At 62.8% G+C, this 25,355-nt stretch carries 30 protein-coding genes; 9 read left to right on the top strand and 21 right to left on the bottom strand.

The window, feature by feature from the left end:
• Positions 1–85: 85 nt before the first annotated feature.
• The 12 genes from JW929_15050 to JW929_15105 form a co-directional block, all read right to left on the bottom strand.
• Positions 86–538: a hypothetical protein gene (locus tag JW929_15050; protein MBN1440722.1), complete on the bottom strand. Its 453-nt coding sequence runs from the start codon at positions 536–538 to the stop codon at positions 86–88.
• 405 nt (positions 539–943) lie between these two features.
• Positions 944–1,459 (bottom strand): hypothetical protein, encoded by a 516-nt coding sequence (locus JW929_15055; protein MBN1440723.1) that lies wholly within the window; start codon positions 1,457–1,459, stop codon positions 944–946.
• A gap of 261 nt (positions 1,460–1,720) precedes the next feature.
• Complete coding sequence (locus tag JW929_15060) at positions 1,721–2,104, bottom strand: hypothetical protein (protein MBN1440724.1); 384 nt, start codon at positions 2,102–2,104, stop codon at positions 1,721–1,723.
• Positions 2,105–2,329: 225 nt separating this feature from the next.
• Positions 2,330–2,743 carry a hypothetical protein gene (locus tag JW929_15065; protein MBN1440725.1) on the bottom strand — a complete coding sequence of 138 codons (414 nt, stop codon included), beginning with the start codon at positions 2,741–2,743 and terminating at the stop codon, positions 2,330–2,332.
• 220 nt (positions 2,744–2,963) lie between these two features.
• Positions 2,964–3,569, bottom strand: a complete 606-nt coding sequence (locus JW929_15070; GenBank protein ID MBN1440726.1) for a GNAT family N-acetyltransferase — start codon at positions 3,567–3,569, stop codon at positions 2,964–2,966.
• Between the two features lie 64 nt (positions 3,570–3,633).
• The gene (locus JW929_15075; protein MBN1440727.1) at positions 3,634–4,266 is read right to left on the bottom strand and encodes a ThuA domain-containing protein; all 633 of its coding nucleotides are present in this window, start codon (positions 4,264–4,266) and stop codon (positions 3,634–3,636) included.
• Between the two features lie 82 nt (positions 4,267–4,348).
• Complete coding sequence (locus tag JW929_15080) at positions 4,349–4,555, bottom strand: immunity 17 family protein (GenBank protein MBN1440728.1); 207 nt, start codon at positions 4,553–4,555, stop codon at positions 4,349–4,351.
• 2 nt (positions 4,556–4,557) lie between these two features.
• Positions 4,558–5,388: a hypothetical protein gene (locus JW929_15085; GenBank protein ID MBN1440729.1), complete on the bottom strand. Its 831-nt coding sequence runs from the start codon at positions 5,386–5,388 to the stop codon at positions 4,558–4,560.
• 147 nt (positions 5,389–5,535) lie between these two features.
• Complete coding sequence (locus tag JW929_15090) at positions 5,536–5,772, bottom strand: hypothetical protein (protein ID MBN1440730.1); 237 nt, start codon at positions 5,770–5,772, stop codon at positions 5,536–5,538.
• A 7-nt stretch (positions 5,773–5,779) separates the two neighbouring features.
• Complete coding sequence (locus JW929_15095; GenBank protein ID MBN1440731.1) at positions 5,780–6,154, bottom strand: GNAT family N-acetyltransferase; 375 nt, start codon at positions 6,152–6,154, stop codon at positions 5,780–5,782.
• 192 nt (positions 6,155–6,346) lie between these two features.
• The gene (locus JW929_15100) at positions 6,347–6,907 is read right to left on the bottom strand and encodes a flavodoxin family protein (GenBank protein MBN1440732.1); all 561 of its coding nucleotides are present in this window, start codon (positions 6,905–6,907) and stop codon (positions 6,347–6,349) included.
• Positions 6,908–6,963: 56 nt separating this feature from the next.
• The gene (locus JW929_15105; protein MBN1440733.1) at positions 6,964–7,263 is read right to left on the bottom strand and encodes a hypothetical protein; all 300 of its coding nucleotides are present in this window, start codon (positions 7,261–7,263) and stop codon (positions 6,964–6,966) included.
• 217 nt (positions 7,264–7,480) lie between these two features.
• On the opposite strand from JW929_15105, the gene JW929_15110 reads away from it, so the two are divergent.
• From JW929_15110 to JW929_15150, 9 genes are all read left to right on the top strand, one after another.
• The gene (locus JW929_15110; protein MBN1440734.1) at positions 7,481–8,176 is read left to right on the top strand and encodes an AzlC family ABC transporter permease; all 696 of its coding nucleotides are present in this window, start codon (positions 7,481–7,483) and stop codon (positions 8,174–8,176) included.
• On the top strand, positions 8,161–8,484 hold the full coding sequence (locus JW929_15115; protein ID MBN1440735.1) for an AzlD domain-containing protein: 324 nt from the start codon (positions 8,161–8,163) through the stop codon (positions 8,482–8,484). The genes JW929_15110 and JW929_15115 overlap by 16 nt, the downstream gene beginning before the upstream one ends.
• A 228-nt stretch (positions 8,485–8,712) precedes the next feature.
• Positions 8,713–9,426: an aspartate/glutamate racemase family protein gene (locus JW929_15120; protein ID MBN1440736.1), complete on the top strand. Its 714-nt coding sequence runs from the start codon at positions 8,713–8,715 to the stop codon at positions 9,424–9,426.
• Between the two features lie 376 nt (positions 9,427–9,802).
• On the top strand, positions 9,803–11,017 hold the full coding sequence (locus JW929_15125) for a branched-chain amino acid ABC transporter substrate-binding protein (protein MBN1440737.1): 1,215 nt from the start codon (positions 9,803–9,805) through the stop codon (positions 11,015–11,017).
• A 188-nt stretch (positions 11,018–11,205) separates the two neighbouring features.
• Entirely contained in the window at positions 11,206–12,291 is a 1,086-nt protein-coding gene (locus JW929_15130) for a branched-chain amino acid ABC transporter permease (protein ID MBN1440738.1), read from the top strand.
• A complete protein-coding gene (locus tag JW929_15135) occupies positions 12,291–13,868 on the top strand; it encodes a hypothetical protein (protein ID MBN1440739.1) in 1,578 nt (525 codons plus the stop codon). Before JW929_15130 ends, JW929_15135 begins: the two co-directional genes overlap by 1 nt.
• Complete coding sequence (locus tag JW929_15140; protein MBN1440740.1) at positions 13,865–14,668, top strand: ABC transporter ATP-binding protein; 804 nt, start codon at positions 13,865–13,867, stop codon at positions 14,666–14,668. The genes JW929_15135 and JW929_15140 overlap by 4 nt, the downstream gene beginning before the upstream one ends.
• A gap of 19 nt (positions 14,669–14,687) precedes the next feature.
• Positions 14,688–15,395 (top strand): ABC transporter ATP-binding protein, encoded by a 708-nt coding sequence (locus JW929_15145; protein MBN1440741.1) that lies wholly within the window; start codon positions 14,688–14,690, stop codon positions 15,393–15,395.
• 165 nt (positions 15,396–15,560) lie between these two features.
• Positions 15,561–16,040 (top strand): YbaK/EbsC family protein, encoded by a 480-nt coding sequence (locus JW929_15150; GenBank protein ID MBN1440742.1) that lies wholly within the window; start codon positions 15,561–15,563, stop codon positions 16,038–16,040.
• Between the two features lie 839 nt (positions 16,041–16,879).
• Here JW929_15150 and JW929_15155 read toward each other — a convergent pair.
• The 9 genes from JW929_15155 to JW929_15195 all read right to left on the bottom strand — a co-directional run bounded on the left by JW929_15155 (position 16,880) and on the right by JW929_15195 (position 25,048).
• A complete protein-coding gene (locus tag JW929_15155; protein ID MBN1440743.1) occupies positions 16,880–17,098 on the bottom strand; it encodes a hypothetical protein in 219 nt (72 codons plus the stop codon).
• 554 nt (positions 17,099–17,652) lie between these two features.
• A complete protein-coding gene (locus tag JW929_15160) occupies positions 17,653–17,820 on the bottom strand; it encodes a hypothetical protein (GenBank protein MBN1440744.1) in 168 nt (55 codons plus the stop codon).
• Between the two features lie 220 nt (positions 17,821–18,040).
• Positions 18,041–19,099 carry an LD-carboxypeptidase gene (locus JW929_15165; GenBank protein MBN1440745.1) on the bottom strand — a complete coding sequence of 353 codons (1,059 nt, stop codon included), beginning with the start codon at positions 19,097–19,099 and terminating at the stop codon, positions 18,041–18,043.
• 502 nt (positions 19,100–19,601) lie between these two features.
• Positions 19,602–20,267, bottom strand: coding sequence for a lysoplasmalogenase (locus JW929_15170; protein MBN1440746.1), 666 nt, complete (start codon positions 20,265–20,267; stop codon positions 19,602–19,604).
• Positions 20,268–20,462: 195 nt separating this feature from the next.
• Positions 20,463–21,350 (bottom strand): cysteine synthase A, encoded by an 888-nt coding sequence (gene cysK, locus JW929_15175; protein ID MBN1440747.1) that lies wholly within the window; start codon positions 21,348–21,350, stop codon positions 20,463–20,465.
• Between the two features lie 351 nt (positions 21,351–21,701).
• Entirely contained in the window at positions 21,702–21,995 is a 294-nt protein-coding gene (locus JW929_15180) for a hypothetical protein (protein MBN1440748.1), read from the bottom strand.
• A gap of 914 nt (positions 21,996–22,909) precedes the next feature.
• Positions 22,910–24,055: a polysaccharide deacetylase family protein gene (locus JW929_15185; protein MBN1440749.1), complete on the bottom strand. Its 1,146-nt coding sequence runs from the start codon at positions 24,053–24,055 to the stop codon at positions 22,910–22,912.
• 423 nt (positions 24,056–24,478) lie between these two features.
• The gene (locus tag JW929_15190) at positions 24,479–24,760 is read right to left on the bottom strand and encodes a hypothetical protein (protein MBN1440750.1); all 282 of its coding nucleotides are present in this window, start codon (positions 24,758–24,760) and stop codon (positions 24,479–24,481) included.
• A gap of 66 nt (positions 24,761–24,826) precedes the next feature.
• Positions 24,827–25,048 (bottom strand): hypothetical protein, encoded by a 222-nt coding sequence (locus JW929_15195; GenBank protein ID MBN1440751.1) that lies wholly within the window; start codon positions 25,046–25,048, stop codon positions 24,827–24,829.
• Between the last annotated feature and the right edge of the window lie 307 nt (positions 25,049–25,355).

Consider the following 25,355-nt stretch of genomic DNA (forward strand, 5'->3'; position numbering starts at 1 on the left):
ATTCGGCCACAAAAGAAACATAAGGCACATAAAAAAGCCATCCTCGGCACTTTCCCTTTTGCGCCCTTCGTGTTCTTTGTGGCTCTTACTTGCTTTTTCCGCCGAATACAGATAGGAAGGTGATCGCCGCAACGACCAGGGTCAGGAAGCCGGCCAAATATTTGCGCTTCCCCATCTCGCCGGTGAGGATCCAGAGCGGGAAATAAACCAACGGGGCGTACACGCAGAAGGCCAGCGGAATTCCGATTAGCAGGAGCGGGAAGGAGAGGACAAACGGGTTTCGGACGCAGACGGCTTCCACCAGGAAGACGGCGGCCGCTTCGGCCATCAGCAATTTGCGTTGCGACCAACCGCAACGGTATATCAGAAAGGCAAACAGGATCGGAAACCCGAGATAAAAAAACAGCAGCAAAAACCCGTAAGTTTCAAAGTAGGCCCAACGAAAACCGCCGGCGGTACCCCAATCGACGATCACCCACAGCAGGAAGCCGATCAGGATGTATTTCAGCGGTCGGGGAAGCCCGTTTCGGATCGGCATACTCCATATCCGGATGGGAAGCGGTTTTCCGCCGGCGGGAATCCGGACGGGGAAGCGGCCGACGGCAGGCATCGTCCGCCTCCCCGCTTTCTCTTACCGGAGCGGATTCGGGTTTTCGCGGCGGAAAGCAATCAGGCGATCGGAATATTCGTCACGTTCGTGTTCGACTTCTTCTCGTGCTTCAGTTTTCTCTTTTCCTTTAGGGTGTGCTTGGCTTTTTTCCTCTGCTCCCGGCCGGCTTTGTCTCTGCTTCCCTTGTCGCCCATGTCGATCCTCCTGAATGGAAAAAGATCCGCTCCCCCCGAAGACCCGCGGTGGCAAGCCCGCGGCTGTCCGCCTGATGACGGAGTTAATTCTAACCGGCCCTCCCTCAAACGGCAAAACGCCGTTTCCTCCCGCCCGACGCTATGCCGCGCCGGAACGCCAAGAAGTTCCCCGGAGCGCCGCACAAGGGCGAATCGGATTGCGGGCCGCGGCCTCCCGTCCCTCTTCCAGGCAGGCCCGGAGCGTCCCCGGCCGGGCGTCGAAGAAATACGCTTCCGCCACACGAGAATACAAAAAGGAATCCGCCCCTTCCCCAAGGACAAGCGTGGCTTCCCCCAGGTCGAAACGCACGCGTTTTACGCAATCGATCCGGTTGTACTCGCAGACAACCGGATCGTAGTAGAAAACGATGTGGGCCCCATCCGGCTTGAAATCGCCGCGGGCCACCTCCGTCGCCTCAAGGTATTCGTGGAAGGATCCGTCCAGGCGGAATTCGATTTCATGGTAGTAGTTGCGGGTGTCGCGCCACCGCCCGAGGATGCCCAGCCAGGAATTGTAGACGACGTAATCGGCTAAAGTCAGGGAACTGTCGACAATGGCGGCGGAAAGCAGCAGGACCGCGAGGGCAACGATAAGCATGAAGGCAGTCTTCTTCATGTTTTTCTCCGATTCCGCGGAGCGGCCGAAGGCTGACGGGCTTCCGCCCCCGGCCGCCCTTCATGAATATCACGGACGACAAATCCGGCGCCGCGCGGCTTTGCCTTTCCCCCTCGCCCGGACCGCCGATTTCCGCGCCCGCGGGTCTTCAGTCCTTCTTCCCGCAGCGGGGAATGCCGCCGCCAACTCGGCCATGGGAAGGGAATCCGGCCGACCGGGCGTGCCATGCGGCCGGGGGGGAGCCAAAGGTCGGCCGAAAGCCTAAACCAAATAAACGGCGGCCGCGGCGGCCGCCCCCGCCAGGATCGAGTAAAGGATGATCTGCGCCGCCTTAATCCGGTCCTGGCGCCGGAATTCCGCCTGCTCCACGGTGTCGGTCTCGCCGTTTCGGACGCCGAGGTTGAAGACCCCCAGCACGCCGTACGCGGCGCAAAAATGCATCGCCGCCTGGAGGAAGCCGAGCGCGGACATGGCGGCCGGGAAGAACACGGCCAGCCGCCAGAGGCGGGGAATCGGCAGGAGAATCAGCGCCGCTCCGAAGACGACGGCGGCGGCCAACCCCATCCATCCGGCCCGTTTTCTCATCCGGATTTCCGCCGGGCCGATGTTGCATACCCCGGGGACGTATTCTGGATTCTTCGGCATGGAACCTCCTTGGGGACCGAATTTTCCGGCGGAGAGCCGCCCGTACGCTCCGAAGCCGGCGCCGCCTTCGCCGTGCGAGGCGGACGGTCCGCGGTCCGACTCCCCTCAACGCGGAAGGAGCCTGTTGCGGAAAGACTCCGGCGCGATTACCGGTTCCGGCGTCTTGCGCGCGGCCGTTAATCGAAGAGGCCCGCATCGGCATCCCGCGGCCTCTTCTCCGCCCGGTTATCCCTTTCTCAGCGGAATCACCCGCGGCGCGCCCTGCTCGTAATATTCCATGATCATCCGGCCGCCCTCATCGGCGTACAGGGAGATGCAGGCGTTGTCCCTGTCCCGAAACAGGTACAGGGTTGTTTCGTTCGCGGACAGGACAAACAGGGATTCGGTTTGCCCGTCGATCTCCAAGAGCGCCGAAACCCGGTCGTCCTCGGCGGCAATCCACAAGGTGAAATCGAACCCGGAGATGCTGCCCTTCCATGTTCCCGCGAACGGCGACGCTTCTTCCGCCGTCAGCGGCTGAAGCATGTAGCCGTATTCGGGCGGGGCGGCTGGCGACTCCTGCGAGGCGGCGCCGTCCGGCGAGCAAGCGGTCGACGCCACGGCCAGCGACAGCGCTGCGATGATGGCGAGTCTGTTCAAAGCCGTCCTTCCTTTCGTTTTCCGGACGGGCCGGCGTCTGCCAAAGGCCGATCCGGATACGCCCCATTCTACCCAAAAGGTGTCCGGCGGATCGTCCGCGACGGGCTGGTCCGCGTTTCCGGCGGCGGAGCAAAACAGGAGTCGATTCGCCGCAAAGCACCGGCCGATCAAGCAGGCGGCCGTCCTCCGGCCGGGCTCGCGCGAAAAGGCGCGCACAAGATTAATCGCCGGGCTTCTTCGGTTCGCGCCACATGGTCCAGACCGGAACTCTCCCGGGGCCGATTTCCAGCCGCCGCGCGACGGCGAATCCGTGCCTCCGGTAAAATTCCACGTTGCGTTCCAGGCTGGCCTCGAGGTAGCAGCCGATTCCTTCGCGGTCGCTCCGCCTGAGGATCGGCTGCAACAACGCCGAGCCCGTTCCTTTTCCGCGCCGGTCCGCCCGCACCATCAGCCCGGACAGGTAATAATGAGGCCGCTTCGGATGGCAACCGTCGATTTTTTGCCGTTGCCCGAACTTCAACAACAGGTCCCGCCAGCCGAACGAACGGGGGACGACGCCGACCATGGCGATCTGCATCGCCGGCGGCGGCTCCCACCTCCCGGGCGGCATCCACAGGGCGGCCCCCGAAACATCCGCCGTCACCCAACACAAGCCGCAGGGCAGGCTGTAGTCGACAACCATGAACTCGTAGAAAGAGTCAAGCGCCGCTTCCCGCCGACGGTCCTGCCGCAGGAAGAAGCGCATCAAGGGATCGTCGCGGAAAACCTCCTTCGCCAGCTCTTTGATCGCCTGCCCGTCCGCCCTCGCGGCGAGTCGGATCTCCATAGGCCCTCTCTCCGATTCGGTTTTTGATCAAACCTAACCCGCCGCCGGTTTCGGAATGCCGGCCTCAGGTCAATTTCGCGCACCAGCGTGCGGCATTGCCGATCAAGGTTTGGTAGGAGGGATGGAGCCAGACCTCCAAGCTATGGCCGGGCGTCAGCACCGCCACGCGCCCCTGCCCCTCCGTCCGCCTCCAAGCGCCCGGTTGTTCCCCGTGCTCGGAGCGGGTAATCGCAAACACATCCGCTTCCGGATCGTCCATTTCCATGAAGTAGTGCTCGTCCACCGCCGTAAACGAATCAACTCCGGCGGCCAGCGGGTGCCCTTCCCGCGGAATGAGGGTCACCGGGCAAGGATCCGGATGGCGGGAGAACACGCCCCCCAGCAATCCCCGCAGGACGCGCGCGTTTTCGTATTCGGCCGCGCCCGAATGGACCGCGAGCAATCCGCCGCCCCGGCGGACGAACTCGGCGAAGGCGGCCTGGACGGCGTCCGTCATCCAGGGAGCCGGATCGGAGGAGGAGGCGTTGTTGGATTTGGCCAGTATGACAAGCGCGAAGTCATCCAACCGCGCCTCGGGCCAGGCGCGGGCGTCCGTCCTCCACGCCAAGGTGAAATCCGGATCGCGGAGAGCCGCCAAGCCCCGGCGCGCAACGTCTTCCGGATGCCATTTGTCGCCGCACAACGCCAAGGCTTTCATGAAAAGGCATTCCGCCGGGAAACAGCCTTCCGGCCGCCCGCGGGTCCGCCCCCAAGCATGCACGCCGCCGGGCGGCCCGGCATCAGATCCATCCCAAGGCGCCGGCGATTCCGATTCCGGCGACGAGTAAACCGACTAACGCGTACAAAAATCGGGCGCCCAGCCGGCCGAGGATTCGGACGAAGATTTCCGATCTCCGGCCGCCGAGGAACCACTCCCAATCGAAAACCGCCCCGGCCAGGCAGTACAGGCCGGCACCCACCAGGATCACCACCGTCCAAACCGGCATTTTCATTTCTCCTTTTTGGCGCGATCCGCCCGATCCTCGAAATACTCCGCCATCTGTCCGTCGATCCGGATCCACAGCTCCGCGGGGTCCAGGCCCAATTCCAGGGCGATCCGGGAATTCAGCGCCGCCGCCCCCGGCCACGCGGACAGCAACCGCCTGAGGAAACCCGGGCGCGTTTCCTCCAAATAGCGGACCATCCAGTAGCCGCGCACCGCATGATACGCAAGCTCCCGTCCGTGCAGGCGCGACATTTCGCGGTAGGTCGGTGGCGCCGCCTTCGGGCGGGCGTTGCGGATCAGCTCCAGCGTATCCGTCCGGATGGTGTTTTTCTGCAGATAGCGGTCTACCGCGACCATCGCCAAGCCCTCGTTGAGCCAGGCGGGCGGCTGGAGGTGCGCCGAACAGGCGTGGGTCAATTCGTGGCACAGGATGTGCCGGATCTTCGTCGGCGGATCCTTCTCCTCCTCGTACATGTGCAGGCCGACGCTTTTGTCGGCGGCCTCCAGCAGGCGCAGCGGCTTGATCCCGATCGCGGTGCGCCGGCCGTAGCGCTGGGTCCACCCGGCGCTGTAGGGCCACATCCGCCGCGCGCGGTCGAACCAGAACGGGAACGTGACGGCCAGCAGAATCCGCCAGGACCACGGCGCGGATTGGAAGATGAACCGCGGCCAGGCGGTCATCACATACACCCGGCAGTCCTCCGGACCCGCCAACCCCCAGGATTCGCGGATGACGCGCAGGGATTGCGCCACCGCCGCCATCATCAATTCCCCCGCGTCGCGGTCGCCTTCGTCGAAGAAGACCGGAATTCCATCCGCCAGCATCGACAGCATGATCAATCCTTTCCCGCCATATGCGGCTTTTAATTCCGCAACGGTCCGGCGCTTTCCCCTGTCCGCCGGGCGCGAACAAGGCAAATGCCGCGCCACAAACGCTCCCGCCGGTCAAACCTTTCAAGGGCGGGGCATGCACCCCGCGGATCAGAGCAACACGACGAATTTAAATATCCGCCAACTGCCGAACAGCCAGCAATGTTTGTCGGGGGGATCCTGGTACGAAATCCACAGGCAAGAGACGACCGTCTCCACGAAACCCGCCGGATAGGCCGGGGCCGCGTCGCGGGTGGCGGCGGATTCCCTTTCCGCGCAGTTGAAATTTCCGGAAGCCGCGTCGCGCGCATGCGCCAACTCATGGCGGGCGACAAACGCCTGCCCCAAGCCGCACTCAGGAAGGGCGGACCGCCTTTTCGAAACGCCGCACCGCAATCCGCGTCCCACGGACCTGGATTTCCCTGATCCCGCAGGATTCAAATCCGGCCCGCGCATAATAGGCGCACAGGACCGGATTCTCCACGAAGCAATCCAAACGCAGAAACCGGCGTCCGCACTCGGCCGCACGGGCTTCGATCCAGCCCAGCATGGATCCGCCGATTCCCCGGCCGTGCCGCCGCCGGCCGACGGTTAAGGTATGGATGTAGAAAGCCGCGTCCGCCCGGTCCGGCCAGACGGCCGGATCGGAGTCGAGCAAGCGGAAGACGCCGACGAACTCCCGGCCCGACTCCGCAACGAAAAATTCCCCGCGTTCCAGGGCTTGGCGCACCCAATCCTCCCGCACAGGAAAGGGCAGTAGGCGGACGCCTTTTTCCTCGAGCCACGCGCGCCTTTCCGTGAGGATTTCCACAATCGGAGCCAGATGGCTCGGGGAAGCGATGGCTACCCTGAAATCCTTCATCCGATCGGAAGCGGCCCCTTCTCCGCGGCTCCGGCGCCGACGCCGTCCCCCGCGGGGCGTTCAGGAGGCGGGGGGTTCGATTTCAATCGACCTGCCCTTATCATAGGCCTCGCGCATTTTTTGCGGCAGGGAGGACGCCGGTCCATCCTTGGCGCAATGCCGGACCACTTCCAGGGTGATCCCGATCCAGGATTTGAAATCCTCAAACATTTTAATGGTGCATTCGGCGCAGGATTCATAGTTGTAGCTGACGACCAAGACGACCGTTTTGCCCTCCAGCGCCGGCAGTTTGTCGTCCGGGGAGAGCAGGGCGGTGAACCGGTCCAGGCAAAGCTTGGTCTGGGCATTCAGGTGCCACCAGTAGATGGGAACCGCGAAGAGGACGAGGTCCGCCGCCTCCAACGCCGGATAGATCAACTGCATGTCGTCCTGGATCACGCAGCGGGCTTTGCCGCGGCATTGGAAGCAGGCTTGGCAGGGCCGGATCGAGAGGTCGTTCAACCAGAATTCGGCGACGGCCGCATCCGGATGCCGGCTTAGGATTCCTTCAAGGCAACTTTTTGCCAGCGCGGCGGTGTTCCCCTTCTTGTTGGGACTGCCCTGCAGGATAAGTATGTTCACGCTCACTCCCGGCTCCCCGCCCCGGCCGGCGGTGGAATGTTGGCTGTAGATGACGGTTAAAAAATTATCGGGACGATGTCGCTGGTCGAACACCCGCCCTTCGGTTTAGGTGCGGCGGCTTGCTCGGGCAGGGTGCCGGAGTGATCCTGCTCGACCCGATGGGCCATTCGGGCTTCCGATTCGGATAGCGACGTTCTGCGGGAGAACGCTTCCCCGTTCCACATCTGACCTCCCGCCGCAAAGAGCAGCGGGTTGTCGTCCTGAAACAGGCCGCAGAAGGCGAACCATCCGCGTTGTCTTTCATCCCGCATTCCGCCGACGGAGCGCCGCCGGCGGCCGGCCCGGCCGCCTTCCATCCAACTCCCGCGCCGGACGGTCGTAGGCGTTGCCGCATTCAAGCCGCCGGGAGCATTTTATACCGTTTCCGATTTTTCGAAGCCGGCGCCGATCGGAGACTACGGAAACAGCCGGGTATAATGCCCTGGATCCGGACGGCCCGCATAGCGGACCCAGGGGACGGCCGGCGGAGAGATCTCCCGTCTGCCGGCGGACCATTCTTCCTTCCAGGAAACCATGAGGCCCCACCTGCGTTCCTTCGCGGCGGGTTTGCGCGCCGTGTTCCCGCTGCTGCTCGGCGTGTTCCCCTTCGGGCTGATCTACGGCGCGCTGGCGCTCGACGCCGGGATCCCGCCGCCGGCCGCGCAGGCGATGTCGTCGATCGTCTTCGCCGGATCCGCCCAGCTCATCGCCGCCCAGCTGATCGGCCAGTCCGCGCCGGGCCTGGTCGTCGTGCTGACGATCGCGGTCGTCAATCTGCGCCACATGCTCTACAGCGCCTCGATCGCCCCGTACTTCGCCCGCCTCCCGGCGCGCTGGAAGGCCCTCTCGGCCTACCTGCTCACCGACGAGGCCTACGCCGCCACCATCCTGCATTTCGAACGCGAAGGAATCGCCCCGGCCGGGAACTGGTTCTTCCTCGGCGCCGGGCTCGGGTTGTGGACGACCTGGCAGATCAGCAGTGCGGCGGGGATCTTCTTCGGCGCCCTGTTGCCCGCTTCGTGGCCGGTCGATTTCGCCATCCCGGTCACCTTCATCGCCATGGTCGTCCCGGCGCTCCGGGATCGGCCGGCGGTGGCCGCGGCGCTTTCCGCCGGCCTGGCTGCGCTGATGGCCGACGGCCTGCCCTACAACCTGGGGCTGATCCTCGCGGCGGCGGTGGGGATCGCCGTCGGCGCCGTTCTGGAGGGCCGCCGATGCGCATCTGGCTGATCCTTCTGCTGGGCGGCGCGCTGACCTTCGCCACCCGGCTTTCCTTCATCTACCTCTTCGGCCGCTTCGAGATGCCGGAGGTGATCCGGCGCGCTTTGAAATACGTCCCGCCGGCGGTGCTCTCCGCGCTGATCGCCCCGGCCCTGTTCATGCCCGGCGGGGTGGTGGATATCCGCGCGGGGAATTACCGCCTGCTGGCGGGCGCGGCCGCCGTCCTGGTTGCCTGGCGGGCCCGCAGTACGCTGTGGACGATCGTCGCCGGGATGGCGGCGCTGGCGATCCTGACCGGCTTGTCGGGGATTTGGTGACCGCCGGTTTGTTTGCAGAGCGGCAGGACGGTGTATTGGGGGAACTTCATCCAGCTGTTTGTTCGTGATTCCCGCCCGGTTCGGATGGGAATCCGGGGTCCCTGCAACCGGGTGCCCGCCGGTTCCGCCCTCGCTTTTTCCGGCGCAGATTCCGCCATGGGCGGGCGCGGGCATGACGATCCACAGACGGGGCATGGCCCTTTACAGACCGCCCCGAAGGAGGAAACAATGAAGACCATCGGATTGATCGGGGGAATGAGTTGGGAATCCACCTTGGAGTATTACCGCGCCGTCAACCAGGCCGTGAAGGAGAGGCTGGGCGGATTGCATTCGGCCAAATGCATCCTCTACTCGGTGGATTTCGACGAGGTTGCCGCTCTTCAAAGCCGCGGCGATTGGGCCGGCGCGGCGGCGCATCTGGCCGAGGCGGGGCGGAGCCTGGAGCGGGCGGGCGCGGAATTGCTGGTGGTGTGCACCAACACCATGCACAAAGTCGCCGGCGAGATCCAGGCCGGGGTCCGGATCCCCCTCCTGCACATCGCCGACGCGGCCGGGAACGCCGTCCGCGCCGCCGGCTTCCGGACCGTCGGGCTGATCGGCACGCGCTTCACCATGGAAGAGGATTTCATCGCCGGGCGGCTGCGGGAGAAATTCGGCCTGACGGTGCTCATCCCCGAGCCCGGCGATCGGCAGATCCTGCATGACATCATCTTCCAGGAATTGTGCCTGGGAATCATCAAGCCCGAATCGCGGACCCGCTACGTGGAGATCATCGGCGGCTTGGCGCGGCGCGGCGCCGAAGGGGTGATCCTGGGCTGCACGGAGATCGAGCTGCTGGTGGGCGGCGGGGATACCCCCGTCCCGCTCTTTCCGACCACCCGCCTGCACGCCATCGCGGCCGTCGATTGGGCACTGGGGGAAGGTCCGGCGGCTGGGGTATGACCGCCCGGATCCGGAAGAGCTTCCCGGAAAGCCGGTTTTTTGGACTTTTTTCAAATAATCCGCTTGGCGGAGCCTACCGCGGCTTGGAGCGCCGCGGGCATGGAAGTATGTTGATATTAATGGGGCAATCTTGGTAGAATTGCCCTGCCGCTCTTGGAATTTGCGTTGGCGTTCATTCAACCTTGCCGCATTCCACGGACAAATCGGGCCGCCGTTTTTTCCAGGCGCACCCGCCCGACAGCGGTTGCCTAACCCGTTAGTGGATTATCCGCAGCACAAAAAGGAGGTGGTTGCTTCTGCATCGAAAACCCCTGTAGACCATAGTCCAATCCCAAAGGTCACCGATTCTTTTTCGTTTTCTTTTGGAGGAGAAGTCATGAAACGCCTTACCTACATACTCCTTGCTGCAACTCTCGCCGCGCTGCTGCTGGCGGCCTGCGCCCCGGCCGGGGAAGGTAAAGTCTCCGGCGTGCCGGAAGAATGCAAGGCCGACGGATCCTGCGCCGTGATCAAGCCCGGCCAGACAATCAAGATCGGCATGGGCGCGCCGATGACCGGCGACAACGCGGCCTTCGGCCAGGATATCTCCCAGGCCGCCAAGATCGCCGTTCAGGACGCCGGCGAGTTCAACGGGTTCGTGTTCGAGCTGATCGCGGAAGACGACGGCGGCACACCCGAGGGCGGTGCGGCGGTGGCCAACAAGCTGGTCGCCGATCCGACCGTGGTTGCGATCGCCGGGCACATCTTCTCCGGTGCGACCCTTTCCGCCATGCCGATTTACGAGGCCGCCAACATCCCGATGATGTCGCCCTCTGCCACCGTTCCGGATCTGACCAAGAAGGGATCGCCCGTCTTCAACCGCTGCGTGTTCACCGACGCCGCGCAGGGCAAGTTCGCCGCCGAGTACCTCTACAACACGCTGAAGATCACCAAATTGGCGATCGTGCATGACGGCCAGGCGTACGGACAGGGCCTCGCCACTGTGGTGCAGGACATCTTCACCTCGCTCGGCGGGACGGTGGTTTCCTTCAACGCGGTCACCCCGGGCGAATCCGACTACAGCGCCGTGCTCGCCGACATCGCCTCGAAGAAGCCCCAGGCGCTGTACTTCGGCGGCTACACCTCGGAAGGCGTCGTGATCGTCAACCAGATGAAGCAATCCGGTCTGGAAGGCGTCATCTTCTTCGGTGATGATGGCACCTTCGGGCAGGACTTCCTCGACCGGACCGGCGCCAACGGCGAAGGCGCATACTCCACCTCGCTGATCCCGCCGGCCTCCGACGCCCGCACCGCGTTCGACGCCGCGTATCTGGAGAACTACGGCCAGCCGGCCGGCAAGCTCTCGCCCTACTCGTGGACGGCCTACGACTCGGCCGCGGTGTTGATCAAGGTCATCAAGGACGTCGCCCTCTATTCCAGCGACGGCAACCTTTACATTCCGCGCGCCGAGTTGGTTGCGGCGGTCCGCGCCGTCAAGGATTACCAGGGCCTTTCCGGCACGATCACTTGCGACGAGATCGGCGAATGCTCCGCCTCCGGTCCGGTCTTCAACGTCGTCAAGGACGGCAAATGGGTCGAGGCGCCGAAATAATCCGGCCTGGCCGGGTGAACCCTGCAACCTAACAGCATCAAAACCCCGGGGCAAGCCTGATTCGCCCCGGGGTTTTTCCTTTCCGGGGAGGCGGCGCCCCGGCGGGAATCTTCCCGCCTCCGGCTGCGGCATAACCGGTTAAAATACGCCCCCGATGCACCATCTTCCGATCGGCAAGGAGACGGCCCATGCCAAAACCCATCGGGCCCGCTCGAAGAATTAAACCCTATCAGGTCATCCAGGCCGTGCTCGGCGCAGGATTCGCCGGGTACCTGCTGTGGCGGCTGTACCAGGTTTTCATCGCCGCCCCCGAATACGGCGCCGACACCTGGGCCCGGTTCCTCATCACCGGGGCGATCCTCGGCGGCGTGTACGCGCTGATCGCCATCGGCTACACGCTGGTCTACGGCATCCTGCGGATGATCAACTTCGCCCACGGCGACATCATGATGCTCGGCGCCTTCGGCGGGTATTTCGTCCTCGAGACGACCCGGAGCATCCCGATCGGTTCGTCCAATTTCTCCGACGCCTACCCGGTCTGGTCGGTTCTGGCGGCTTTCCTGGCGGGCGTGGCGGTCGCAACGGTGAGCGGCTACTTCCTGGAGCGGATCGCCTACCGCCCGCTGCGCGGCGCCCCGCGGCTGGTTCCGCTGATCTCGGCCATCGGCGCCTCGATCTTCCTCGAAAACGCCGCCCAGCTCCTGTTCGGCGCCCAGCGCCGGGATTACGCCAACCCGGCCGTGCTCACCCGCGGCGAGGGCTGGACCCTCGCCATCGGCGGCACCGACGTGATCCTGCCCTACACCGGTGTCCTCACGTTTGTCCTTTCGATCCTGCTGATGCTTGCGCTCTACGCCCTGGTGATGCGGACGCGGCTCGGGCGCTCGATGCGCGCGGTGGCGGAGAACAAGCAGGTGGCGGCCTTGATGGGGATCGACGTCGACGGGGTGATCAGCCGCACCTTCATCATCTCCGGCGCGCTGGCCGGCGCGGCGGGCGTGATGTGGGGCCTGCACCTCGGCTTGGTCTACCACTTCGTCGGCTTCATCCCCGGGATCAAGGCCTTCACCGCGGCGGTGCTGGGGGGCATCGGCAGCGTCCCGGGCGCGATGCTCGGCGGCTTGTTCCTCGGCTTGGTGGAAAGCCTCGGCCCGGCGGTGCTCGGGATCAACTTCCAGCTCAAGGACGTGATCGCCTTCGGGATCCTGGTCCTGGTGCTGATCTTCCGCCCGACCGGCATCGTCGGCGAGGTGCTCACCGAGGAGAAGGTCTGATGAAAACGCTGATCCGCAGGTCCCTGAAAACCGGCCTGGTCTTCGGCATCCTCACCGTGTTCCTCTTTCTGATCGGCTTCACCGGCACGGCGGCCAACCTGTTGGCCGACCTGTTCCACAACGAGTTCGGGGATCCGCTCCTCGGACGCACGCCGCTGATGCTCAACACCGTGGTCTTCCTCGGCCTGATCGGGTTGTGGGCCGGGGCCGGCGGCGCTTCCCGGGAGGAAGATCTCCCCGGCGATCCCGTCTCGGCCTCGGTGCTCGGCGGGGCGGCCGCCGGCCTGGTCCACGGCCTTTCGGTCGGCGCCGTGGCCTGGCTGATCGGCGGATTAAACGCGCGGGGCGTGATGATGAACAAGTACCTCGCCGAATTGCTCCCGATCGCGATCCGCCAGTTCCTGGTCGGATTCTCCCCGGCGGCGGCGGGCGTTTTTTACCTCCTGTTCCTGACGGCGGCCGGCGCGCTCGGCGGAGGAGCCCGGCACGCGCTCGGGCGCGGAAGCGGCCGCTACCGGACGGCGCTTCAGGCGCACGCCCGGGATCGGATCGAGGCGCTTCCGTTCTACCGGACCGCGGTCGCGCACCCGGCCGCCAAGTATGTCCTCTACGGGCTTCTGCTTGCCGGGGTTCTGCTCCTCCCGCTCTTCGCCGGGCAATATTGGAACTACACCATCGGCACGGTGGGAATCTACGTCCTGCTCGGCCTCGGTTTGAACATCGTCGTCGGCCTGGCCGGATTGCTCGACCTCGGCTACGTGGCCTTCTTCGCCATCGGCGCCTACGCCATGGCGCTCCTCACCGCCCCCACGCCGCACAACCTGCTGTGGAATTTCTGGCTGGTGATCCCGATCGGGATCCTCCTCGCGGCGATCACCGGGATCCTCCTCGGCGCGCCGGTCCTGCGGATGCGCGGGGATTACTTGGCGATCGTCACCCTCGGCTTCGGCGAGATCATCCGCATCCTTTCCAAAAGCGACGACCTGACGCCGTTCACCAACGGGCCGAAGGGCGTTCCCTCCGTCGGCGGTCCTACGTTCTTCGGATTGAACGTCAATAACAACATCGCCTTCGTGTATCTGATCTTCCTCTCGGTGATCCTGGTCATCTTTGTCACCAACCGATTGCAGAATTCGCGCGTCGGACGGGCCTGGGAGGCGATGCGCGAGGACGAAACGGTCTCGCGGGCGATGGGCATCAACACCCTCACCCAGAAGCTGCTGGCCTTCGCCATCGGCGCGGCCTTCGCCGGCCTGGGCGGGGCGCTGTTCGCCTCGCGCAACCAGTTCACCGGCCCGGAGGATTTCAACTTGATGGTCTCGATCAACGTCGTTTCGCTGGTCATCGTCGGCGGGATGGGCTCGATCCCGGGCGTGATTGCCGGCGCGCTCGTGCTCAAGGGTCTGCCGGAGATGATGCGCCAGCTCGAGGACTACCGCATCATGGTCTTTGGCGCGCTGCTTGTGGTGATGATGCTGTGGCGCCCCGCCGGGCTGATCCCCTCCTCGCGGCGCAAAATGGAGACCGCCGCCGACAGCGGGGTGGTGGACACCACCGAACAAAAGGGGGTGAAATGACCTCCGCCCTGGAAACCCGAGCTCTGACCAAGACCTTCGGCGGCCTCACCGCCGTGAACGCCGTCGACCTGACGATTCCGGAGCACGGAATTTTCTCGATCATCGGCCCCAACGGTTCCGGCAAGACCACGTTCTACAACTGCATCACCGGATTCTACGAACCCGATTCGGGGCAAATCCGCTTTTTCGGGAAGGACATGACCGGATTGCCGCCGGACCAGGTGACCGCCCGCGGCATCGCCCGCACCTACCAGAACATCCGGCTGTTCGCCAACATGAGCGCGCTCGAAAATATCCTCGTCGGGCAGCACGCGCGCCTGCGCGGGAGCTGGCTCGAGGCGATCCTGCTCACCCCGCGCGTGGCCCGCGAGGAAAAGGACGCGGTCGAGAAGGCCCGCCGGCTGCTTGCCTTCGTCGGGCTGTCCGGCCTGGGCGACCACCAGGCGCGCAACCTGCCCTACGGCGCCCAACGCCGGCTGGAGATCGCCCGCGCCCTGGCCAGCGACCCGCGCATGCTGCTGCTCGACGAGCCGACCGCCGGGATGAACCCCAACGAGTCGATCGAGATGATGCAGTTCATCCGCCGCCTGCGCGACGAACTCGGCATTACCATCCTGCTGATCGAGCACGACATGCGGGTGGTGATGGGAATCAGCGAGCGGATCGCGGTCCTGGATTACGGCGCCAAGATCGCCGAGGGAACCCCGGCCGAGATCCAGGGCAATCCGCGCGTGATCGAAGCCTACCTTGGAAGCGGCGCGGCCTCCGGGATCAAACCCGTCGTCCGCCAATTGGAGTGAGCGCGAGGACCCCATACCCATGCTCGATATCCGCGACATCCACACCTATTACGGCAACATTCACGCGCTTAAGGGCGTCTCGCTCACCGTCGAGGAAGGCGAGATCGTCACCCTGATCGGCTCGAACGGCGCCGGCAAAACCACCACCTTGCGCTCGATCTGCGGCCTGCAGCGCCCCCGCCAGGGATCGATCCTACTCCACGGGGAGGACCTTTGCGCCTACAAGCCCCACCAGGTGGTGGGCAAGGGCGTAGCGATGGTTCCCGAAGGCCGCGGGATCTTCGCCCGCTTGACGGTGGCGGAAAACCTCGACCTCGGCGCCTACAACCGCACCGACCGGCGCGGCATCCAGGAGGACCTGGAGTACGTGTTCACCATCTTCCCGCGCCTCCGCGAACGCACCCGCCAAGTGGCCGGCACCCTCTCGGGCGGCGAGCAGCAGATGCTCGCCACGGGGCGGGCGCTGATGGCGCGGCCCAAGCTGCTGCTGATGGACGAACCCTCGATGGGGCTGGCTCCGCTGTTGGTCGATGCGATCTTCGAGGTGATCCGGACGATCAACGACAAGGGGACCACCATCCTGCTGGTCGAGCAGAACGCCCTGATGGCGCTGTCGGTGGCGGGCCGCGGCTACGTAATCCAAACCGGCGAGATCGTCCTGGCCGACACCGCGCAGAATCTAAAAAACAACGAGATGGTCCGCAAGGCGTATTTGGGGGTGGAATAAGGATCACCCCCAACCCCCTTCCCCCTCTCCCTCCGCACCTCTACCCCCTGCATCCTCTTCCCCTCTCCTGCGGTTATCACAGGAGAGGGGAAGGGGACGGAGGGGAAGGGGTGAGGAATGAGAGAGCGGCGCAGGTGGGGAGACAAGGACCAGGAGAGATAAATCATGGCGGACGCACTCAGCCGCAGCGCGAAAAAAATCCAGGAGGCGCTGAAAAAAATGGGCGCGGCGTGCGAAGTCGTGGAACTGCCGGATTCCACCCGCACCGCAGCCGAGGCGGCGCAGGCCCTCGGCTGTGCGGTCGCGCAGATCGCCAAATCGATCGTCTTCCGGACGGCGGAATCCGGGAAGCCGGTGATGGTCATCGCCAGCGGCGCGAACCGGGTGAACGAGAAAAAGATCGCGGAATTGCTCGGCGAGGCGGTCGAGAAGGCCGATCCGGATTTCGTCCGCGAAACCACCGGTTTCTCGATCGGCGGCGTTCCACCCGTCGGGCACGCCGTCCCGATCCCGGTCTTTCTTGACGAGGACCTGCTGAAGCACGAAAGCATCTGGGCCGCCGCCGGAACCCCGCGCTCGGTTCTGAAAACCACCGGGGAGAATCTGGCGAAACTCACCCGCGGAAAAGTGACGTCGGTCAAGTGACCAGCCCCCGTTAGATCCGATCCGCCTCAGCCCCCCTGCCCTGAGTAAAAACGCTCGATATCCTTGATAAAGCGGACAGTCCGCTCGTTGATCCGTTTGGTCAGCGCCTCCAAACTGCGGAAATCCGGATTCTCCGACAAACCGTACTCTTATAGGGTTTGAAAAAAGCCAATTACCGCCGCCAGAGTCGGCAGCCCCGTCTACGTTCACAACAGGGCAGGCTTGAGAACACTGCACCTCGAAGCCCCGCCCCGGTGGTCAGGCCGGGTGCAGGCCCCGTTTCCCCCTTCTGATTCTTATGGAGAAAACGGGGCAGGCCCCCGCTGCGCGAGGGCAAGCTTTACCTTCACACTTTCAGGATTCAGGACAGGCTGCCGGGCGAGGCCGGGGGAGCGCTCCTGCCGGTTCTGGTCGTTCGAATTTGTATCCCGATAGAGGAATAGTCTCCTCGGTCTCCATCCCCCCAATTTCAACTCCCCCCATCCAATAGGGATGGGGGAGTAGGGCCTTTCCCTGAAATGACGGAACCCATGGGGGAAGGGTATTCGAACCGTATCCGTTAGGAAGCATACATTTCCCCAGATCCTTCGAGGAGAACACCTTGGCTTAATTTTCGTATGGTTTTTCTATCGCAATTGCTTAGCATCCCGCCATCATCCAATCCTCACTCCCCTACCCCTTCACCCCTCCCCCCCCTTCTGGCATAAGCCAGGAGAGGGGGAAGGGGACCGGGGATAGAGGTGAGGATGGAAAACGGCCGGTTATCCTTTCAATAGTAGACTGGCTGAGCAATTACTTTTTATCAAGACAAATATTTCCACCCCCACGGCAGAAACCTTTCAGGGCAACTCACTGTCATAGGCATTGGCTTTGAAGGTAAAAAACATGTCCATGTCTCCGGAATACAGCGCTCCGGAGATGGAATATCGGGGACGCCGGTTCTTAACATGCGTTTTCAATTGCAGAATGTATTCCATCAATCCCCGGTATGCCTGCAGAACGGTTCCCTTTTTCATATGTTTTCGGTATTCGGTCATTGCCAGATGAAAGGTTTTCATCGTTTTCCCTTTCTCCGCCTTGGCATTCTCCAAGGCAAGTTGAGGCGTTCACGCTTGGAAGGGGGAAAGGCCGCAGCCCCGTCCGGCCCAGGTCCGGACGGCCTTTCGAGACGGCTGTCGGACCGCTCCCGGTGCGGGAAGCGGCCTTCCAAAGCCTTGATCGCCGCCCGCGCGAATTCCGCCACGGTAGCCGCAACGAAATTCTAAATCGGCTTGCGGGGATCAGGGGCACTCCGTCCTCAGCCCCGCCAAACGGGGATTGTCGGCCAAAACAGCCGCCGGAGAAAACCGCCCCGCCCCAAATCCGCCAGCAAGCTGCTGAAAACGGCGCGGGATGTCGAAGCCTCCCCGGCCCAGCCCCATCCTACCCGACTTTCTTTTTCTACCCCGAAAGGGCATATATCATCCGGTCGGACATGTACCCGCATCCCAGGAGGAAAGCCAGAACCGCATCCGTCCACGAGATTTGCCGTGAAATGAAAAAAAGATGGTAGATGGTAGACGGCGGCGGCCAGGGGGATGCAGACCAAAGCCCCGTTCACCACCCCGGGAGATTATCCTTTTTGGATGACGGCTCCGCGGATGTGCAGAAGCGCGTTGGCGAAGAAGCATCCGAACACCGAAATCCCGAAGATTCGGTTGGCGTTCCGGAACACCGCGCCGAGGATGCAAAGCAGATAAAAAACGGCGTTGACCACGACGCGAAAGAGGGGCGTGAACAAATGGGACGCCCTGGGCAGAAGTCAATTAAACGCGCCGGCGAATCCCGCGGGGCAGATATATTCTTCGAGAATGTGGAAGGCGCCCGCGACGGTCAGCGAATAGAACAGCCGGGATTCCATTCATCACCTCTGGAAAAAAAACCGGCGCGAAGCCAGACGGCTTTCCGCCGCCCACCCGCGCGCCCGGATGCGGACCGGGCCGCCGACCATCCGGCCAACATCATCCGTCGCGCACCGCGTTTTCGAGAAGGGTCAGCCGGCGCGCCTCGCAGTCGATTTCTGCCCGGATGCCGTAGGGCAGCAGGAACATCGGGTCGGTGTGCCCGAAATCCATTTGGGTGACGACGGGCAGGTCGCGAAGCCCTTCCTCCTCCGCAACAACCCGAAGCAACGCTTCGTCGTAGTCGGAGAATTTTTCCGGCGGTATGGGCCCTCCCGGCCGGGCGAGCAGGATCCCCGCAAGCTTTTTCAGAATCCCCATCGCCGCATAGACTCTCAATCCATACAGGAATGCGTCCGGCGAGAGTCCCTCCTCGGCCGTTTCCAAAAACAAGACGGCGTCCTGCCAGGCGTTGGCGTCCGGCCAATACTCCGTTCCCCGCAGCCAATCGAGAACCTCGAAGCACCCCCCGATCAGACGCCCTTGCCGGGTTCCCGTTCCCTGAAGGAATTTCCATCCCGTCGACCGATTCCTTTTGCGTTTGCGGGCCTGGTTTCCCGCATCCGCCCAATCCAACAGCTCCGCGGTCCATCCATCGCCTGCGGGGGAGATCCCGCCGATGGGAACGGACGAAAAAAGCGTCCGGCGCACCGATTCGACCATATACGGAAACATGCCGCAGTTTTCCCCGAATCCGGCCATGATCGACGGCCCGTAGAACGACATCATCCCGGCCCGGAAGCACGCCATGTGAGTGACCGTCGTATCGGAAAACCCCATGAAAATTTTCGGGTGGGACCGGATGACGTCCGGATCCAGGTACGGAAGAATCCGGATGGAATCATCCCCGCCGATGGTGGATATGACCGCTTTAATTTTCGGATCCAGAAACGCCTGCATCAGGTCGTCCGCCCTGGCGCGGGGGTTCCGCTGCAGCCAGGCGGCGTCGCGCAGGGCGTTGGGCGTCTCGACGACCCTCAGACCGAATTCCGTTTGCAGCTGTTGTTTCCCCGCCGCGTAACGGTGGGGAAAAGTCCCCGGACCTCCCCACGAGAGGGAAACGGCGGCCACGGTATCTCCCGGTTGAAGCTTTACCGGCTTGATCAGTTTAACGGGCATCATATTCCACCTTGAGGCTTACCCGCCGTCCGCCCCCGGGTTTCGCCACCGCGGTACCGAAGGCCATTTCGGCTTTGCGTTTTCAGGCCGTACCGGGAAGATTCACCCAATCCACAAAGACGATAAGGCCGCCGGGCTTGGCAAACCGCATCCGCACGGGCTCCTCGGCCGCTTGGGCGCGGTGAAGGATGTCCGCACTCCGCCCATGGCCTTTTCGGTCATCCTCCAGGAAAAAACATTGGGCATGCCGGCGAAGCCCAACCGCCGTTCTTCCTTCGGAGTCTTTCCAAACGGCATCGACTTGGTCCGTTACCGTCTCAACCATTTCATGCTCTCCGCCCTCCTGGTTTTCCATTTTGTCCGCGCGCCTTCTTTCGACCAGAATATCCGTTCGCTCCGGGGTTGGGCGGTCCGATCGGCATCCGGCCGCCGGCCGCATCGGCCGGGGCGCGGCGACGGATCGGGCGGGACGCACGCGCGGCCCGATTCCGAAATCCATCCTTCAAACGAAAGAACTGGCCGTCAATGCGAACAAGAATTGTCCGGCGTAATAAAAGGCCAGGCTGACGCGGTTGCAGCGCCAGGGCCTCCAAAACCGGCTCGCGGCCAGGATCAGGTCCGACACATAGAACAGGGCGGCGCCGACCACCACCATCCCTGCCTGGGCTTCGCTGAACGCCGGGCTCTGCAAGACCGTGATGGAGCGGTTGACCATCAGCGATATCACCAGCATATACACGATGACCGGGATGCGCATCGCTCCCAGGTTCTTCCGGATCATCCCGTAAAAACCCGCCCCCAAGATCAGCAACAACATCGCCGACAGCCCATCCCACGCGGAAGGCCGCCCCAGGAGATGAAAGGCCGCGGCGTAGGCAAGGTGCGCCAGCAGGAAAAGCCCCAACCCGGCGGTGAATGCCTTCTTGTTCTCCGGAAACATCAGCGCGACATCGCCGCCGAAGGAAAGCAGCAGCCCGAGGAGAACGCCGGCTGTGTACACCGGATTGCGCGCAGATTCCGCAAAAGAAAGCACCACCGCCCCAATGACGATCAGCGTGGAAGCCGGCTTCAGCACGTAGATCTGCCGCCGGATTCCAAGAATTTCCGCGCGGATCAGGAAGAAAACAACAACGGCCAGGAACGGGAGAAGGCAGAACGCCGGCTTCATGGGTTTTCTCCTAAGATGAACGAACGCCGATTCCGCGGCCCTTCACGGGCAGTCCGGCAGCCTGCGCATCCGCCCGCCAGCCGGTCCAAGATCTCCAACTGCCAATTTCCTTCGTGAAGGGCAAGAGAGGCCCGCGAAAAAACTCTGCGGAGGAAAAAGGGAGCGCCCCGGCCGAAAGGTTGGCCGGCCGTGTTGCTAGAGCAGGGAAGTGCTGAAGTACCGCTCCGCCCGGTCCGGCAGAACGGTGGCGACGTTGCCCGGGACGCGGGCGGCCAACTGCCGCGCGGCCCAGACGTTGGCCCCCGAGCTGATCCCCACCAGCAGGCCGTTCTCCCTGCCCAGCCGCCGGGTGGCGGAAATGGCGTCGTCGTCGGAAACCTCCACCACCTCATCGACCAAAGCCAGATCGAGGATTGCCGGCACAAAACCGTCGCCGATCCCTTGGATCTGGTGCAGGCCCGGCTCGTGCCCGAGGATCGCGGAGACGTTCTGGGGCTCGACCGCTACCACCTTGATTTTCGGATTTTGCTCTTTCAGGTATTTTCCCACGCCTTGCAGCGTACCGCCGCTTCCCACCCCGGCCACGAAACAGGCCAGATCGCCCGCGGTTTGCCGCCAGAGTTCGCGCGCCGTGGCCTCGTAATGGACGCGCGGGTTGTCGGGATTTTCGAACTGCTGGGGCACAAAAACCTTCGGGTCCTCGGCCGCCATTCGGCGCACGCATTCCACCGCCCCGCGGATTCCTTCGCGCGGGGGCGTGAGGACCAATTCGGCTCCCAGGGCGCGGATCAGCTTCTTGCGCTCCTCGCTCATGTCTTCCGGCATCACAATCCGCACCCGGTAGCCCTTCACTTGGCCGATCAACGCGATCCCGATTCCGGTGTTGCCCGACGTCGGTTCGACGATGATGGAACCGGCTTGCAGGCGTCCGGCGCGCTCCGCGCCCTCGATCATCGCCAGCGCCACGCGGTCCTTGATGCTTCCCCCTGGATTGAGGAATTCGGCCTTGGCGAAGATCTTTTCGCCGCTTAGACGGACCAGCGGCGTATTGCCGATCAGGTCCAGGACGGAATGGGTCTCCATCAATCCTCCGGATCGGATCCCTTGCCGTTATGAAAAACGCCGGTGATCCGGCGGACACATTATAGCGCATGGCCGGATTCCGCCCGGAGATTTTCTCCGCTCTGGGCGCTCCTCGGGGTTGGCCGGTCCTCCGTCCTCCCCGATTCGAACGGACCGGCGATCCCGAATGCCGCCGGTCCTTCCGCGACCCGATCAATCGCCAGGATTGTTTTTTTTCAGGGGAGACCCCATCTTTCCGCCAACTCAGAGGTACGACGGCCGGGGATGGCCGACCGATCCCTTGCCGGCGGCGGCCCCCACAACCCCGTTTGACGGGATTTGGCATCCGTTCCCGCCTGGCGGAGTAGAGGTTTATTGGACGGCGTTACGATTGAGCCACTCCGCCGCCGGCGCGCTTTCTGAAAACACGCGGATATTTAGGTTGTAAATGCGGGCGACGTGCTCCAAAAACCAATCCTTCCGGCTGGTCCGGTGGACATCGACCACCGCCACCCGGTCCACCCCTTTATCTCGCAGGTTCAGCAATATTTCCTTTACCAGAAAAAAGATGTCCAAAAAACCAAAATGCCCCGACAATTCCCTGACGTCGAGCAATATTATTGAAAGATCCTTCTCGAGCGCAGAATTGAATAAATCCATCGTCATGCGGATGACGTTTTCCCTGGAACGTTCCCCCTTCGCGGTTGCACAAAGGCAGCCGTTCCTCTTTTCCATCTGAAGATCGAGATTGCCCCGGCCCATCCGCCGTTCCTCCCAGCAGCGAAATCCCTCCGGATCAGGTTTCGAATTCGATCCGCTTGACGCTGCCTTGGCCCTCTCCGCCGTTTTCCCGGGAGCTTGCCAGCCATGCATCATTCTACCCGAAAAGCCGAAAGCGCATTTCGCAATCCGCGCCGCCCCTCCGGCCTGATCCGTGTGCGGATGGTCTCCGGGACAATAACCAACCCGGGCGGACTATCCGTCTTGTTTGCGGCCGCCGCGGATCCCCGGAAGATCGGCAGCCTCCGAAAAGCCGGAGCGGACGGCGGTAAAAAAAATTTTTTACGCCGGCTCGGGCCATTATCCGGCACGAGCAACTCCGTTGCCTGGAAGCTGACGGAGAATTACCGTTCGGCGGGAATTTTTTCGGCCGGTAAAAAAAACGAAATAGCAGGGGTTGTCGAAAAACAGCATTAGTTTGTTTCCGGATCGTCATGCCCGCGCCCGCCCCGAGAAGCGGGGTGTTCGTATCGGGCATCCAACCATGGAAACCCTGGATTCCCGCTAAACCCACCCCCGGTGAAGAACGCGCCGAGGGCCGGCGCGGGAATGACGGACTATCTCCGGCGGGCAATTTTCCACAAATACCATTGATTCACTTTTTAGACAGCCCCTCTCATTTTCTCCGCGGGCATAATACTATTTATTTGCCTTTCGACCCCGCGTCCGACAGAGACGGATGACCGCTTGGCCTCCCATCCATTCCGGGAATTTTCCGCCGGAACGATTGGGAATGTCGGCGGTCGATCCTCCCGAACGCAGACGCGCATCGGTCCAAGCGCGTCCGCGCATGCCCCGGCTTAATCGGAAACCGTCAGCGAACCGGCATCCAGGGCGATCTCGTAGAAGCCGTGCGGATCCCAGGGCAGGATTGATCCGTCCTGCGAAACCGTGCCCCCGCTTACCGTCACACGCAGATACATGCCGGTCGGGAAATGCGGAGGAAGAGTCCAGCTCCAAACATAGTCGCCTCCCGTATACGCGGGCTCGGTTTGCATGAGGATCTTCTGGCCCATCCAATAGGCGGCGACTTTATACAAAACGTCGATCCAGACATCCTGCGCGGCCCTCGCGTGATACATGCTCGCCGCAACGTTTTCCACCTCGACGCCCGCATACCATTCCTGCGAGGTCGGCAGCAGGGTGTGGAACAGGAAGATCAGCCAATTTCCTCCGGACCGCGCTGTGTCGATCTCCAGGTTCAAAGCCTTCTCCGATTCGCCCCCGACCGCCATAAACACCGGAAGGTTCAAAGGGTCGGTGTTGTCTCCGGGCGCAATCATCCCGTAGGAAACCCCCCGGTTCACGAAGTAATATTGGGCCGCATACCAGGCCCAGCCCCGGTCGCCGTAAGGCGCGGCGAAGCTCCATACCGGCTGGTGGGAGATCGTATTCGTGATGTAGTCGGCGTTCTGGCTGATCTCGAGGTCCTGCGAAGCGAGCGGACCTTTGCCCGTGCCGGTATCGGCCAGGGTGGAGTGAGAGTGGTTGGCCGTATGATTCCCGATCTCATTCCCTTCGGCGGCGGCCCGGGACCATACCGCGACGAAGTCGGCCGAAGTTCCACTCCATCCTTCGCAGATATAGAAGGTCATCGGAACCCCCTGAGCCGCAAGTTCGTCATAATGATCCACTTGGGATGGTTGACCATCGTCGAACGTGTAGCTCAGCGCCGCTTCGAATCCCGCCCAATCGAGGACAATCAATGTTCCCGGCAGCCCATCCGGCCGGGAGACGCCTTCCGCCTCCGGGTACGGCAATCCCGAGAGGGCGCTTTTTACGATCGGCGGCACCGTCGGGGTTAAGGAAACGGCGGCCGTGAACGTCGGCGCGGGCGTATCCGCCGGAGGGGATTCCGTCGGCGCCGAAGAAACCGAGGGGGTGTTGGGGGAACAGGAGATTGCCGACACAATCATCAGCATGGACGGAAAAATTATTCTTTTCATCGATATCCTCTCTTGTGGTTCCACAGCCCGCCGACCGTCACGCGCTCATCGATCCCATCTTGACGGACAGTCCAATTGTACCCAATTTCCCCGGCCCCTTCCCGGCGCCCTCAGTCGGCCGGGGGCGAAGGATCGGAATCCAGGAAGGCAAAACCCTTCAGAAGATCTCTTCGCGGCGGCGGTTGTATCCTCTCGTCGACGCGCGGTGAATTGTGCAAACGACTCAAACGGCTTCCGGATCACTCCGTTCCTCAGACGCAATCCGTGCCGGGATCCATGGCGAGACGTCCCAAATCCTTCCGGATGCGGCGAACAAGATCCATCGCCCATTTCTATCCACCCGATTCCGCCGATGGGGTTTGTTGCTCGCCCCATGACGATGACGCTCTTGCCGCCGAAACGCCGTCTGCAGAAAAAACGCCGTCAACATCGCGCATTTGGTTTTTGCCGCATTCGCGTCAGGATGAAAACCGCAATCGAATGCATGAAAAGCGCGAAAACGACACTGAGGAAGGCAAACCCTTGGTTGATCAGAAGCCAATACACACCATCCCTTCCCAGCGTGAAGGCAACTTCGGAGGGAATAACCTCCCGCATTGCCGAAACCACGCTCACCCCCACAACAATCAGGATAACGTTCGCCGACACGGCGATGATTTTTAAACCCCAGACGATGAAGGGAAAAAATAAAGCAGTTTGGATCAACAGCTTTCGCAGAAATGGGGCGGCCTCCCGAAGGGGGATTGATTTCCTGCGGAGCATCGCCGTTAATTACAAAGCCCAGTTCCCCAATTGCAGATTTTCGATGGGCCTCGAAAAAACAACCCCGGCGGAGAATACAAGCGTCATGAGGAGAGTCACAACGCCGTTCACTAAGCCATATTTCCAGAAATCCATGCCGCCTGCGGCGGTCCGCAATACGGAATTGGCTTCCGCCCCGATCTCCTTACTCACGATCAGAAACGAGGTCACGGCATCCGCGATTGCCAACAACAACGATCCGGAAAAATATGCGCCAACAACAAACCCCTCGCCCTTTTACATCCGCTTCCCTTGGCTTTCCCTCTGCCCGCCGCGGGTCACGTCCGCGCCGTCAATCCGGACGCGCCATCCGGCGGCTTTTCCGTACAATCCGCCCCCGCAACGCATCCTCCCCTGCCGAAAGAGGGCACGGCAATTCCGCCCCCCGCGGGAGGAAGGCTCCTTTGTTTCGGGCTTTCAAAACAAGCGAGGCGAGTCCGGTGCAACCCGCATGCTTCGGAGAAGCACTTCCCCCGATTTTCACGGAATAAACTCAACC

It is taken from the genome of Anaerolineales bacterium (assembly GCA_016928575.1).
Taxonomy (GTDB): Bacteria; Chloroflexota; Anaerolineae; order Anaerolineales; family RBG-16-64-43; genus JAFGKK01.